Source organism: Corallococcus sp. RDP092CA, assembly GCF_041903675.1.
GTDB lineage: Bacteria > Myxococcota > Myxococcia > Myxococcales > Myxococcaceae > Corallococcus.
This window is the reverse complement of record NZ_JAYESI010000034.1, coordinates 23,461-36,227: the sequence shown is the minus strand read 5'-3', so window position 1 is coordinate 36,227 and position 12,767 is coordinate 23,461. Positions and strand designations below refer to the sequence as shown.

Annotated in this window: 11 protein-coding genes; 4 read left to right on the top strand and 7 right to left on the bottom strand. The window is 73.2% G+C overall.

Annotation, left to right across the window (positions count from 1 at the left end):
• The first annotated feature begins 127 nt into the window (after positions 1-127).
• The 3 genes from U8525_RS28390 to U8525_RS28380 all read left to right on the top strand — a co-directional run bounded on the left by U8525_RS28390 (position 128) and on the right by U8525_RS28380 (position 2,001).
• Positions 128-664: a hypothetical protein gene (locus U8525_RS28390; protein ID WP_374269830.1), complete on the top strand. Its 537-nt coding sequence runs from the start codon at positions 128-130 to the stop codon at positions 662-664.
• Positions 665-784: 120 nt separating this feature from the next.
• Positions 785-1,093, top strand: a complete 309-nt coding sequence (locus tag U8525_RS28385; RefSeq protein WP_374269829.1) for a CBS domain-containing protein — start codon at positions 785-787, stop codon at positions 1,091-1,093.
• A 227-nt stretch (positions 1,094-1,320) separates the two neighbouring features.
• Complete coding sequence (locus U8525_RS28380) at positions 1,321-2,001, top strand: NTP transferase domain-containing protein (protein ID WP_374269828.1); 681 nt, start codon at positions 1,321-1,323, stop codon at positions 1,999-2,001.
• A gap of 73 nt (positions 2,002-2,074) precedes the next feature.
• Here U8525_RS28380 and U8525_RS28375 read toward each other — a convergent pair whose 3' ends face one another.
• From U8525_RS28375 to U8525_RS28360, 4 genes are all read right to left on the bottom strand, one after another.
• The gene (locus U8525_RS28375; RefSeq protein WP_374269827.1) at positions 2,075-2,908 is read right to left on the bottom strand and encodes a hypothetical protein; all 834 of its coding nucleotides are present in this window, start codon (positions 2,906-2,908) and stop codon (positions 2,075-2,077) included.
• A 161-nt stretch (positions 2,909-3,069) separates the two neighbouring features.
• A complete protein-coding gene (locus U8525_RS28370) occupies positions 3,070-3,954 on the bottom strand; it encodes a hypothetical protein (protein WP_374269826.1) in 885 nt (294 codons plus the stop codon).
• Positions 3,955-4,034: 80 nt separating this feature from the next.
• Positions 4,035-4,901: an OmpA family protein gene (locus tag U8525_RS28365; RefSeq protein WP_374269825.1), complete on the bottom strand. Its 867-nt coding sequence runs from the start codon at positions 4,899-4,901 to the stop codon at positions 4,035-4,037.
• A 69-nt stretch (positions 4,902-4,970) separates the two neighbouring features.
• Positions 4,971-7,565, bottom strand: coding sequence for a PAS domain-containing protein (locus tag U8525_RS28360; RefSeq protein ID WP_374269824.1), 2,595 nt, complete (start codon positions 7,563-7,565; stop codon positions 4,971-4,973).
• Positions 7,566-7,786: 221 nt separating this feature from the next.
• Here U8525_RS28360 and U8525_RS28355 point away from each other — a divergent pair, with 221 nt between their 5' ends.
• Complete coding sequence (locus tag U8525_RS28355; protein WP_374269823.1) at positions 7,787-8,635, top strand: HAD family hydrolase; 849 nt, start codon at positions 7,787-7,789, stop codon at positions 8,633-8,635.
• Between the two features lie 95 nt (positions 8,636-8,730).
• Here U8525_RS28355 and atpA read toward each other — a convergent pair whose 3' ends face one another.
• From atpA to atpH, 3 genes are all read right to left on the bottom strand, one after another.
• Positions 8,731-10,278, bottom strand: coding sequence for a F0F1 ATP synthase subunit alpha (gene atpA, locus U8525_RS28350; RefSeq protein ID WP_374269822.1), 1,548 nt, complete (start codon positions 10,276-10,278; stop codon positions 8,731-8,733).
• A 231-nt stretch (positions 10,279-10,509) separates the two neighbouring features.
• The gene (locus U8525_RS28345) at positions 10,510-11,991 is read right to left on the bottom strand and encodes a PAS domain S-box protein (protein WP_374269821.1); all 1,482 of its coding nucleotides are present in this window, start codon (positions 11,989-11,991) and stop codon (positions 10,510-10,512) included.
• Positions 11,992-12,139: 148 nt separating this feature from the next.
• Complete coding sequence (gene atpH, locus U8525_RS28340) at positions 12,140-12,682, bottom strand: ATP synthase F1 subunit delta (RefSeq protein WP_374269820.1); 543 nt, start codon at positions 12,680-12,682, stop codon at positions 12,140-12,142.
• Between the last annotated feature and the right edge of the window lie 85 nt (positions 12,683-12,767).

Here is a 12,767-nt window from a genome sequence, read left to right as displayed (position 1 = left end):
ACAAAGTGAGAGGGGTTGACGCGCCGAGTCAGGTGTGGGGTGGCGCCGCGTGCATGGGTGGACGTCTCACGCTGGGTGCGTTGGAGCGGAGCGTGACGCGCGAAAGAACGCGGATACGCTGCCGTCCATGAAACGACTGCTGACTGTGTTGGCGTTGACCGTGGCGATGGGCGCGAGCGCGGAGGAGGCCGGAGGCCTGACGTGGAGCGCGCCCGCGGAGTGGACCGCCCAGCCTCCCCGGCCCATGCGCGCGGCGACATACAAGGTGCCGGCGGCGAAGGGAGACTCGGAAGACGCGGAAATGGCTGTCTTCTATTTCGGGCAGGGGCAGGGCGGCGCGGTGGACGCGAACGTGAAGCGCTGGGTGGCGCAGTTCCAGAAGCCCGACGGCAAGCCCCTGGAGGACAAGGACGCGAAGACGAAGCAGGAGAAGGTGAACGGGCTGCCCGTCACCACGGTGGAGGTGAAGGGCACGTACGCGGGCGGCGGTCCCATGATGGGGCCCGCCACGCCCAAGCCGAAGTTCAAGCTGCGCGGCGCCATCGTGGAGGGGCCGGAGGGCGCCCTCTTCTACAAGCTCACCGGGCCGGAGAAGACGGTGAGCGGCGCGGAGAAGGACTTCCGCAAGCTGGTGGAGTCGGTGAAGCCCGCGGCGAAGAAGTAGGGGTGCGGGCGGGCGGATCCGCGGGGGGCCCTGGAGCCTCGGGGGACGTCGGCAAGCGGATTGCTAAGGCCCTCCGGTACACGGCGCCCGTACGCCGAGCACCGGAGGCCTCACGTGTCGATGTGCCGCAGCCCTGAGCTCCAGACCCTCATCTCCCGCGCCATCACCCTGTTCCCCGAGGACACCGTCCTGGGAGCGCTCCAGCAGATGTACCGCCACGGCGTGCACGTGCTGCCCGTGGTGGAGGGGCGTGACGGCGACCTGCTGGGCGAGGTGACCGAGGACGAGCTGCACCGCGTGGCCCGCCGCCGCCCGCTGGCCCGGCTGGCTGAAATTCTGACCGTCAAGGCGCTGGAGGCGCCGGAAGAAACGACCATGGAGGTCGCCGCTCCGCTGCGGCTGGCGGCCTCCAGCGGCTGGCTGCACTGAAAGGCCCCCTGTCGCCATCCGGCGCGAGGGAGGGGAAGCCCCGGGGCCCGGTCGCCTGACCGCTGGTGGACACCCTCCCTTGCCGAAAGGGCGGGCAGCGAACACCTCCAGGTATGACTGGCGGCTGTCTGACGACTCGTACTGGCGGGCGGGCTGCAATCCCGGAAGGAGGTCAACAGCCTGTTGGCGGTGCCCCCGGCTTTCCGTCGAGGGCGAGGAGGCGGGTCATGAAGGCAGTGGCGATCATCCTGGCGGCGGGCAAGCCCCGGCGGATGCCCCACCCCAAGGCGCTCATCGAGCATGAGGGGAACAAGAGCTTCCTCCAGTCGCTGGCGTCCACCTTCGGGAAGGCGGGGTGCGGGGTGCTGGGCGTGGTGGGCTTCGAAGAGGACAAGGTGCGCGAGCAGCACCCGAGCCTGGAGCTGGTGACGAGCAGGGACTGGGAGAAGAGCCTGATGGCGTCCGTGAAGGCCGGGCTGGAGGCGGCCATGGCCGAGGACGCGGACGTGGTGCTGCTGCATCCGGTGGACATGCCAGCGCTGCGCGTCACCACCATCAAGGCCCTGCTCAAGGACCGGGAGGTCCGCAACGACGAGGCCGTGCGGCCGAAGTACGACATCGCCATGGGCTGGCCGGTGGTGCTGTCCCGGGACGCGGCGCGCAAGCTCCTCGACGCGCAGGGCGACGACCTGGACGCGGCGCTCAACGCGCTCAAGCCGCGGCCCCTGGAGGTGAAGGACCCCGGCGTCATCGTGAACATCAACGGGCCGGATGTTTATGGGCGCGTCTTCAGCATGGAGCCCAAGCTGGCCCCGCCGCCCAAGCGGCGCGTGAAGCGCGCGAACGCGGCCAACGGCGCCGGCGCGGAGTCCGCCCCGGCGTCCTACGCGGCGTCGTCGGAGGACTAGGCCGCGAGCGGACGCTCCCGGGGCCGCACGGTGCGCGGGGACCCCGGGAGTTTTTACTTCAGGCTTCCGGCCCTCAGAACGACAGGCCCAGGCCCGCGTAGGGACCGGAGAAGAGGTCCGCGTGCACCACGCCGTCCAGGTGGCCGCCGTCGTTGAGGTACAGGGTGCGCCAGCCGCCGCGCAGGTTGAGGGCGCCCAGGTGCAGCGCGAGGCCGGCCTGCATGTCCACCTGGCGGTGCGGGAAGGGCACCACCTGGATGCGCGCCTCGACGTCGAAGGGCGAGGGGCCGATGCACGCCTCCAGCGACGCCGCGAGGCTGGGCCCCACGAAGATGGCGTCCGGGGCGTGCGCGCTGGCGATGCCGGCCTCCATGCGGAAGCGGCCGCGCTCGGTGGACCAGGGGGCGAGGGTGAGGTGCGCGTCCAGCAGCGTCAGCCGGTCCGTGTCCGCCGAGCCGTCGTCCGACTCCAGCGCGATGCCGCTGACGCGCGCGTCCATGCCCCAGCGCTGGCCGTCCAGGGCCATGAAGAGGTCCAGCGCGCCGCCGACGTCGCCGAAGCTGTCGCCCTGCACGTTGAGGTGCACGAGCGGCGCGGGCCGGGGCGCGCGCTGACCGCGGGGCACCTCCACGCGCGCGCGGCGGTGGTAGCTGGCCGGGCCGCTGATGAAGAGCACGTCGAACCAGCCGATGCCGACGCCGGAGGCGCGCACGCTGGAGCGCACCGGCGCGTCCGAGGCGCGGCCCGCGGGCGTGGCGCGGTGCTCCTGCTTGCCGTCCGCGTCGTCGGAGTCCCTGGCGTCGGAGGTGCTCGGCCTGGAGCGCTTGCCGAAGCGGGCCTCGGCGGGCGCGGACCCCAGCAGGGCGCAGACAGCGAGCGCGGCGCACAGCGTCTTCCAGAAGCCCACGGCGACCCCTCCTCTTCATGGGCCCACGGGATGGGCCGCGGCATGTGGACGCCTGCTCGCCCGGAATATTCAACCCTCGGCACCCCCGGCGAAGCCAGGACCCCCGGGGCGGGGGGTGGTGTCCGGAAGGGGGCATGTGCACCCCTGGACACGCGGGTGCTTCAGAAGGCCAGGCCGGCGCCGGCGTAGGGGCCCACGAAGCTGTCCACGTGCTGGATGCCGTCCACCTGGCCCGCGTCGTCCAGGATGAGGCTGCGCATCCCGCCGCGCATCACGAGCGCGCCCAGGTGCAGCGCCAGGCCGGCGCTCGCGTCCAGCTGCCGGTAGGCGCCCGCGGTGCCCTGCACGCGCGCCTCCAGGTCCACCGGCCCCGACACGGTGACCTCCAGGGACGTGGCGAGGCTGGGGCCCGCGAAGAAGACGTCCGGCGCCTGGGCGGTGGAGATGCCGCCCTCGAGGCGCCAGCGCACGCGGTCGGTGGCCACGGGCGACCAGGTGATGTGCACGGTCGCCAGGCGGAGGTCATCCGTGCCGGGCGAGCCGTCGTCGGTGGGCAGCACCAGCTGCGTGCCCTGCACGGCGATGCCCAGCGCCTCTCCCTCGATGCCCAGGAACGCGTCCCCGGCGACGCCGCCGCCCAGGATGGCCATGTTGAGGCCCGTGCGCAGCGCGATCGGCGGGACGTCGCGCTGCTGCTGGACGACCACGGCGGGCTGGGGGCTGGAGGTCTCCGCGGCGACGGTCAGCAGCTCCGCGGCGGCCACGATGGCGTCACCGTAGACGTGCGCGGAGTACGAGGGCCGGACGCGCGGGGGCGGAGGCGGAGGACGGTAGGCGTGGGCTTCGCTCCGCGAGCTGGCGCGGATGGGCGTGGCGGCGTGGACCTGGGGGCCCCTGTCGTCGCGCTTGCCGTCGCGCTGCCTGTCGTCCTTCTTGTGCTCGGAGGTGTCCGAGGTCCTCTTTCCGAAGCGGGCCTCGGCGGGAGACGCGGCCAGGAGGAGGCCGGCGGCGAAGGTGGCGCACAGCGCGGGGCGGAAGGCGGACACGGGAGGCTCCGAGGCAGGGGCGGGGTGACGCCCTCTGCACCCCTGACGGGCGGCCCGGCGCTCTATTCACTCCACGCGCGTCAGCGCTGCGCCGTCTTCTTCGCCTTGGCCTTCGCCTGGCGCTTCATGGGCCGCGGCGGCGGCTCCGTGAGGGCCACGGCCGCGCGCTCCGGCGTCACCGGCGTGGGAGACAGCCGCAGCGTGACGCGCCGGTTGCTGGCGCGGTGGAGCGGGCTGTCGTCGGGCACCAGCGGCCGGTACGCGGCGTGGCCCGTGGCGCTCAGGCGCTCCGGGTCCAGCCCCTCGCGCTCGCCCAGGTGGCGCACCACCGCCACGGCCCGCGCGGCGGACAGCTCCCACGCGGTGGTGGCCGGAGCGCCGGGCTCCGCGGGGAGCACCTCGTCGGTGTGGGCCTCCACCGCCACGCGGTGGTCCGACAGCGAGCCCCGGAACACCGCCGCGGCCTGCTTCAACACGGCGGCGCCCTCCGGGGTGAGCCGCGTCGCGCCGGGCGCGAAGAGGAGCCGCTCGGACACCTCCACGCGCAGGGCGTCGGCCTCCAGGGCCAGGGCCACGTCGCCCGAGGTGAGCGCCTCCTCCAGCGACGTGCCCAGCGCCTCCAGCGCCGCCTCGCGCCGCGCCTGCTGCGCCTCCGCGCTCTTCGCCTGGAGGTCCGCCGCCGCGCCGCTCCACTCCTTTGCCTGCTGCTCGCGCTCCAGGGCGCGCAGCCGCCGCTCCATGGCCTGCCGCAGCGTCTGCAGCTGCGCGACGTGGGCCTCGGACTCGGCGGCCTCGCGCTCCAGTTGCTCGCTCCGGGCCTCCAGCGCGCGCAGCGAGCGCGAGCCCAGCCACGCGCCCGTGGAGGCCACCGCCACCGTGACGGCCAGCAGCCCCCAGGGCAGCCACCGCCACCGTCCGAGCGCTGCTTCTTTCCGCGCGTCGTCCATGGCCCTGGAGGGTAATGGCCCCCCGGGGGTGGGCGGCAAGGTGGCGCCGTGCGACACCGCCCGCATGCCTCAGTCCGGTGCCGCTCCTGACGGTTTCTTCCACCGGGGCAGGTGCAGCACGAAGCGCGAGCCGGGCCCCTCGGGTGGCGCCTCCACGAGCAGGTCGCCGCCGTGCGCGCGGGCGAGCTGCCGGGAGATGTAGAGGCCCAGGCCCAGGCTCGCGCGCGAGTGCTCGCCGCTGTTGCGCGTGAAGCGCTCGAAGATGCGCTCTCGCGCCTCCGGGGGGATGCCCGGGCCCCAGTCGCGCACGGCGATGACGGCCCTGTCGCCGTCGCGCTCCACGTACAGCTCCACGGGCAGGCCCGGCGCGTACTTCATCGCGTTGGTGAGCAGGTTCATCAGCACCTGCTCCACGCGCGGCCGGTCCGCCCGCGCCACCACCGGCGCGTCCGCGTGCACCACCGCCACGCAGCCCGCGGTGGCCAGCGCGTCCTCCATCCGCGCCACCAGCGCGTGCACCAGCGAGGACAGCTCCACCGCCTCCAGCTCCAGCGCCATCTGCCCCGTGCCCAGCCGCGCCACGTCGAACAGGTGCGAGACCAGCCGCGTCAGCCGGTCCGCCTGTCGCAGCGCCCCTTGCAGGCCCTGGCCCAGCCGCTCCGACTCGTCCGACGGCAGCTTGTCCACCGTGCGCTGGAGCGACGACAGCTGCAGGTGCAGCGCGGACAGGGGCGTGCGCAGCTCGTGCGTCGCCACGGCCACGAACTCGTCGCGCGCGGCCACGGCCAGCTCCGCCTTCCGGTACAGCAGCGCGTTGTCCACGGCCAGCGCCGCGCGCCAGGCCAGGTCCTCCAGCTGCGACAGGTCCCGCGTGCTGAAGCGCCGCGTGGGAGAGCACGTCGCCGCGCTCACGACGCCCAGCGTGCGCCCGCGCGCCATCAGCGGGACGACCATCACCGAGCGCGGGTCCAGCCCCTCCAGGATCTCCCGGTGCGCGTCGTTGACGGCGAAGGCGCGCAGGGCGGCCTCGTCCACCTCGACCACCAGCTCCGAGCGCCCCGTCTCCAGCACCCGGCGCAGGGCGGTCTGGGCGCCGGGGGGCGGGGCGAAGGGCATGGACTTCTCCAGCTGGGCCTGGAGCGCGTCGTCGCGGGCGCGGCGCTCCACGCGCTCCAGGTGCTCGCCGTCCTCGCCCAGCATGTCCACCAGGCAGTAGTCCGCCAGCTGCTCCACCACCAGCTCCGCCACGTTGCGCACGGTGGTGCGCCAGTCCAGGGACGTGGCCAGCCGCGTGGTCGCGTCCGTGAGGAAGCGCAGGTGCGTCTCCATGCGGCGCTGCTCGGTGATCTCGCGCACCACGCCGCCCACGCCCAGCAGCTCCGTGCCCGAGCGCACCGGGAAGTACGTGGCCAGGAAGGTGCGCGGCTCCTGGCCGGCGACGTACTCCACCATGTCGTCCACCACGGCCACCTCCGACTCCAGCACCTTGCGCAGCAGGTCCTCGATGGGGCCGCCCGCGGGGCCCATCAGCTCGCGGGGCGTGAGGCCCAGGTGCTTCTCCAGGGGGATGCCGTTGTTCTCCGCGACGACCTTGTTGAGCCGCACATAGCGCACGTCTGGGTCCACGAAGCCCATGCCCACCGGGGACGCGGCGAAGAAGGCCTCCAGCATGGCCGCGGAGGCGTCGCGCTCGCGCAGGGCCTCGCGGGCCTCGCGGTACAGCCGGGCGCTCTCCACCGCCAGGGCGGCGCGGCGCGCGAACTCCGTGGCATACCCCAGGTCGTGCTTCGTGTAGCGGCGCGCGGGCGACGCGGACACCAGGTTGATGAGGCCGAAGCGGCGCCGTCCCACCGCCAGGGGCAGCAGCATGGACGAGCGCGGCGCCAGCGCCTCCAGCAGCCGGCGGTGCTCCGGCTCGCGGGCCACGACGTCCAGCCACCGGGGCTTGATGTCCGCGATGAGCACGGGCTTGCCTCGCGTGAACACGCGGTCGAGCGGCGAGCGCGAGCCGGTCCGCGGCGGGAAGGGGAGGAGCTGGTCGAGCAGCGCCTGCCGCCTGGGGTCCTTCGCGCTCACCGCGAGCCGGTGCAGCACGCCGTCCGGGCCCAGCACGTCCACCATGCAGTAGTCCGCCCACTCCAGCGTGGCCAGCCGCGCCACGGCCTTGAGCGTCGTCTCCCAGTCCAAGGACTCGGCGAGCAGCCGGCTCGCCTCGCTGACGAAGAACTCCGCGCGCTCGGTGGCCTTGCGCTTGGTGATGTCCACGTTGATGTTCACCGCGCCCACCAGCCGGCCCCCGGACGAGTACAGCGGCGCCGCGGAGTTGAGGATGGTGCGGCGCGCGCCGTCCTTCCCGACGATGTCCACCTCCTCGTTGGAGATGGTCCGCCGGTTGCGCAGCGTGCGCGCCACGGCCCACTCCTCGCCGCGCAGGCGCTTGCCCGTGCCGGGCCAGTACGCCTCGAAGGCGCCGAAGCGCTCCAGCCGCATCCCCGCCAGCGCGGCCTGTCCCCACAGCGCCCTGGCGGCGGCGTTGGCGGCGAGCAGCCGGCCCGCCGTGTCCACGATGACGACCCCCACGGGCAGGAGCTGCAACACCGTGCGCAGCCACTCCTGCGGCACGGGAGTGGATTCCGCCAGAAAGGTGCCAGTCGGCTCGGACATGGGCGCGGAGCCCCCCTCCCCCGCGGGAGGCTCTACGGTGGGCGTGGCGGCGAACCGGGACCACCCGACCCCGGTTGGATCCGGCTTTCCGGGAGTTGGCATCTGGCTCCGCCCAGGAGCAGGGCAGGGGGGCTTGATTCGGGGCCGCCGACGGGGCGTCATTCGGGGCTTTCGTTCACGGTCGCGCTTTCCAGCGGCCGGGCTGCCGCAAGGACATCTGGATGGGAATCGCGTGCGTGGTGCTGGACTTCGATGGGACCTTCACGGACGTGCTGGCGGAGGGCGAGCCCTTCCAGCGGCACTTCCAGGACGCGCTGTACCGGGTGCTGGGGCAGGACGCGTCCCAGGCGTGGGCGGAGGAGGTCGCCGCGCTGAATGAGGGCGTGGACCAGTACGGCTGGGAGGTGGGGGGGCGCATCGTCGCGCCGGCCACCGCGGATCCGTACCTGACGGCCACCTGCACCGCGCACCGGCTGCTCAAGCGCTTCGGCAAGGGCGACGACGAGGCCGTGCGCACGGACACGGTGCAGACGCTGTACCGGGACGCGTACCGGCACTCGGCCACGGCCTTCAAGGCGGAGGCGAAGGAGGTGCTGGAGGCGCTGCTCGAGACGGGCCTGCCCGTGTCGGTGGTGACGAACGCGCACACGGAGCTGGTGGAGGCGAAGCTGGACAGGCTGGCCCCCAAGGGCCGCGAGCGGCTGAAGGTCTTCGGCGACGCGCGCAAGTTCCAGCTGGAGGAAGCGGAGCCGAAGGACGCGCGGTTCGACGCGCTGCCGGAGGCGCTCCACCTGGACGGCGTGCTGGGCCGGCCGGTGTACCTGCGGCGCGGGCGCTACTTCTCCGCGCTCAAGCGCATCTGGGACGCCACGCACACGGGCCCGGAGTCCACGCTCGTCGCGGGCGACATCTTCGAGCTGGACCTGGCCATGCCCGCCGCGCTGGGCGCGCACGTGCAACTGGTGGAGCGCGCCAACGTGATGCCCTACGAGCGCGCCGCCGTGCAGCGGCTGGGCGCGCGGGGCAGCGCGGACAAGAGCCTGCGCGCCATCCTGCCCCGGCTGCGCTGACGCCGCGCCTCCCCCACGCGGGCCAACGAAAAGCCCCGCCTCCCGGGTGAAGGGAGGACGGGGCTGTCGCTGCGGCGCCGCGCGTGGGGCGCGGCCTAGACCTTGGCGCCGGGGGTCGGCTGGAACAGCTCGTTGAACTCGGTGAGCGCCTTGTTGAGGGTCGCCTTGATGTCGGCGGTCAGCTCGCGCTTGGCGACCAGGTCCTGGACGAGGCTCGCGTACTTGCTGTCCACGAACTCCAGCATCTCCTTCATCCAGCGGACCACGTCGCTCACCGGCACGTTGCGGATCCACCCGCGCTTGGCGGCGTCGTCCTTGTTCGTGGCGGCGTAGATCTGGATGACCTGACGCTCGACGGAGAGCGGCTCGTACTGGCCCTGCTTGAGCAGCTCCACCATGCGGGCGCCGCGCGCCAGCGTCTCCTGCGTGGCCTTGTCCAGGTCGGAGCCGAACTGGGCGAAGGCGGCCAGCTCGCGGTACTGCGCCAGCTCCAGCTTCATGGAGCCCGCGACCTGCTTCATGGCCTTGATCTGCGCCGCGGAGCCCACGCGGGACACGGAGAGACCGACGTTGATGGCCGGGCGGACGCCGGAGAAGAACAGGTCCGTCTCCAGGAAGATCTGCCCGTCGGTGATGGAGATGACGTTCGTCGGGATGTAGGCGGACACGTCACCCGCCTGCGTCTCGATGATGGGGAGCGCCGTGAGGGAGCCCGCGCCCTCCTCGTCGGACAGCTTGGCGGCGCGCTCCAGCAGGCGGCTGTGGATGTAGAACACGTCGCCCGGGTACGCCTCGCGGCCCGGCGGGCGGCGCAGCAGCAGCGACAGCTGGCGGTACGCCACGGCCTGCTTGGAGAGGTCGTCGTACACGATGAGGCCGTGCATCTTGTTGTCGCGGAAGTACTCGCCGATGGCCACGCCCGCGTACGGCGCGAAGTACTGCATGGGCGCCGGGTCGGACGCGTTCGCCGCGACGACCGTCGTGTACTCCATGGCGCCGTAGCGGGTCAGCTTCTCCACCACCTGCGCGACGGTGGACTGCTTCTGCCCGATGGCGACGTAGATGCAGTAAACGCCCAGGCCCTTCTGGTTGATGATGGCGTCCACCGCGACGGCCGTCTTGCCCGTCTGGCGGTCACCGATGATGAGCTCGCGCTGACCGCGGCCCACCGGCACCAGCGCGTCCAGCGCCTTGATGCCCGTCTGCAGGGGCTCGTGCACGGACTTGCGCTTCACGATGCCGGGCGCCTTCACCTCCAGGCGGCGGTGCTCGGTGGCCTCGATGGGGCCCTTGCCGTCCACCGGCTGGCCCAGCGCGTTCACCACGCGGCCCAGCAGGCCCTTGCCCACCGGCACGGAGGCGATCTGCCCGGTGCGCTTCACGGAGTCACCCTCGCGGATGTCCTTGAAGTCACCCATGATGGCGATGCCGACGTTGTCCTCTTCCAGGTTGAGGACCAGGCCCTGCACGCCGTTGGCGAACTCCACCAGCTCACCGGCGAGCGCGCCCTCCAGGCCGTACACGCGGGCGATACCGTCGCCCACGGACAGCACGGTGCCGGTCTCGGCGACGGTGACCTTCTTGCCGTAATCCTTGATCTGCTCCCGGATGATTCTGCTGATCTCGTCGGCGCGGATTTCCATGGGGGTCTTGCGTCCTTGCGGAGGGGGCGGCCCGAAGGAACGGGGTTGGCCGCCACGAAGCTTGATGTACCGGGTGGCCCCCTATCACGGCCACCGGGACTCTCGCAACGCACCACGCGCCAGGGCCTTCCCCCACCCCGGGGCCCCTTTATCGCGCACGTAAGCCGGTGTCCCGGACGTGAGGGGCCCCGCCCGCCCGCCGCCCCGGCGAGCCCGGCGTCGGGCCCGGCCTCACGCGCCGGACGCCGGGGAGCCGTCCTCGCGGGGCAGCCACACGATGAACCGGGTGCCGTCCGCCGCCCCCGACTCCACGGAGACGCGCCCCCCGTGGGCCAGGGCGATCTGCCGGACGATGAAGAGCGACAGCCCCAGCCCGTCGTCGGCGGCGCACCAGGCGCGGTGCTTGAACGGCTCGAAGAGGGTGCCCTGGTGCTCCGGCGGCACCCGGCACTCCGGGTCGTGCACCTGCACCGTCACCCCGTCCCAGCGCCCCGTCAGCTGGAGCACCACGGAAGAGGTCACCGGGCCGTGGTGCAGGGCGTTGGCCACCAGCGAGTCCATCAGCTGGTGGAGCCGCTCGCCGTCCCAGGTGCCCTTCAGGTCCCCGCCCAGGACGAGCCGCACGTCGCGGCCCGGGTGGGACCGCTGCCGGTCCGCCACCACCCGCTCGGCCAGCGCGCCCAGGTGGACCGGGGCGGGGTGCACGGGCAGGCCGTTGGACAGCCGGGCGCGGGTGAAGTCCAGCAGCTGGCGGATCAGCCGCTCCACCCGGCGCACCCCCTGGCCCACCCGCCCTACCTGCTCGGTCAGGTCCTCCGGCATCGCCGGCGCGTGCTGGAGCGCGAGCACCTCGTGCTGGAGCGTCTGGAGCGGGGCCTTGAAGCCGTCCCCCGCGGCGTCCAGGAACTGGTCGCGGAAGTGCTCCATCCGCGCCAGGCGCTCCTCGGCGGCCTTGCGGATGCTCACGTCCCACACCGCGCCCATGCGCACCGCGCGGCCCTGGTACGTGGCCGGCCGGCCCATGACCTCCACGGGGATGCGGCGGCCGTCGCGGTGGAGCACGGCCAGCTCGTAGGGGGCCTCCACGCCGCGCTCCATCACGTCGCGGGCGGGGGCGCGGAACTCCGGCGCCACGCACTCCAGGATGTTCCGGCCGATCAGCTCCGCCGTCTCGTAGTACCCCAGGAGGCGCCCCAGGCCGGGGCTGATGTCCAGGAACTGCCCGCGGTCGTGGAAGAAGTACCCGTCGCAGGAGATCTCCACGATGGAGCGCATGTGCTCCTCGCTCGCGCGCAGGGCCGCCTCCTCGCGCAGGCGCGCGGAGGTGTCCCGCAGCAGCAGCAGCGCTCCCGCCGGGCCCGCCGGCATGGCGCTCACGCTCAGGTGGCGCAGCGTGCCCACCTCGCCGAAGCGGCCCGACACCTGCTCCTCCGCCACGCGCTCCCCGGACTGCGCCCGCGCCAGCAGCAGCGACAGGGGCGGCGCCAGGCCCGGCCACGCCTCCGGCAGGAGGCGCCCCACGCACAGCCCCGCCGGCCGGCCGCACAGCGACGCCAGCAGGTCGTTCATCCAGACGAGGCGGGAGTCCCCATCCACCAGCGCCACCCCCCAACCCGGCGCGTTGAGCAACGCGCCCAGGAAGGGCAGGGTCTCCTCGGGAACCCCCGGTGACGGAAGGGCTCCGGGAAGCCGTTGGAACACGGGCTGCGGCATGGGCGGGTCGTCTCGGAAAACGCGGGCTTGTCCGCGTTGACCAGAAGTATACCCATTCCCCGAGCCAGCGGGAAATACAGGTTTGGCTAGGACTGCGGGGCAGCCCGGACAACCCGGCACGTTGGGCGCACCGGGGGTGGGGGCGCGGCTACTTCAGCTCGCGGCGCAGCTGCTCCAGCTGGGTGCGCAGGGTGCCGTCGTAGAGGGTGCCACCGACCTGGGCGGCCACGCCGCCGAGGAGGGAGGGATCCACGCGGGTCTCCAGCACGACGTTGCGCTGGGTGAGCTGCTGGAGCGACTGCTGCAACTGGGTGACGGCGTCCGGGGTGAGCGGCACGGCGCTGGTGACCTGGCCCCGGACGCGGCCCGCGCGGGCGTCCGCCATGTCGCGGTAGAGCCGGGCGATGTCCGGCAGGTAGCCCAGGCGGTTGCGGTCCACCAGCAGGCGCAGCGCGTTGGCCAGCGCGGGCTCCGCCGGGGACGGCAGGGTCTGGAGCAGGGCCTCCACCACGCGGCTGCGCTGGGCGCGGCTGTAGGCGGGGTTGAGCAGCACGTCCGACAGCTCGGGGCTCTGGGCCACGACGGCGGCGAAGGCGTTGAGCTGCTCGGCGACGGCGTCGGTGCGGTTGCCTTCCGCTGCGACGTCGAGGATGGCGCGGGCGTAGCGGCGGGCGATGGAGACGTTCACCATGACGCTGGCGCCCTTAGCATGGGGCGTCCCTGGCGGCAATGGATGCCGGCGCCCCTCGGGGGTCCGGGGGCGGCGGGCGGCCGGG

What these genes read in the sequence shown, in the direction of transcription:
- U8525_RS28365 (WP_374269825.1), bottom strand. Translation starts at nt 4,901, where the DNA reads ATGGACGACGCGCGGAAAGAAGCAGCGCTCGGACGGTGGCGGTGGCTG.
- atpA (WP_374269822.1), bottom strand. Translation starts at nt 10,278, where the DNA reads ATGGAAATCCGCGCCGACGAGATCAGCAGAATCATCCGGGAGCAGATC.
- U8525_RS28355 (WP_374269823.1), top strand. Translation starts at nt 7,787, where the DNA reads ATGGGAATCGCGTGCGTGGTGCTGGACTTCGATGGGACCTTCACGGAC.
- atpH (WP_374269820.1), bottom strand. Translation starts at nt 12,682, where the DNA reads ATGGTGAACGTCTCCATCGCCCGCCGCTACGCCCGCGCCATCCTCGAC.
- U8525_RS28385 (WP_374269829.1), top strand. Translation starts at nt 785, where the DNA reads ATGTGCCGCAGCCCTGAGCTCCAGACCCTCATCTCCCGCGCCATCACC.
- U8525_RS28380 (WP_374269828.1), top strand. Translation starts at nt 1,321, where the DNA reads ATGAAGGCAGTGGCGATCATCCTGGCGGCGGGCAAGCCCCGGCGGATG.
- U8525_RS28390 (WP_374269830.1), top strand. Translation starts at nt 128, where the DNA reads ATGAAACGACTGCTGACTGTGTTGGCGTTGACCGTGGCGATGGGCGCG.
- U8525_RS28345 (WP_374269821.1), bottom strand. Translation starts at nt 11,991, where the DNA reads ATGCCGCAGCCCGTGTTCCAACGGCTTCCCGGAGCCCTTCCGTCACCG.
- U8525_RS28360 (WP_374269824.1), bottom strand. Translation starts at nt 7,565, where the DNA reads ATGTCCGAGCCGACTGGCACCTTTCTGGCGGAATCCACTCCCGTGCCG.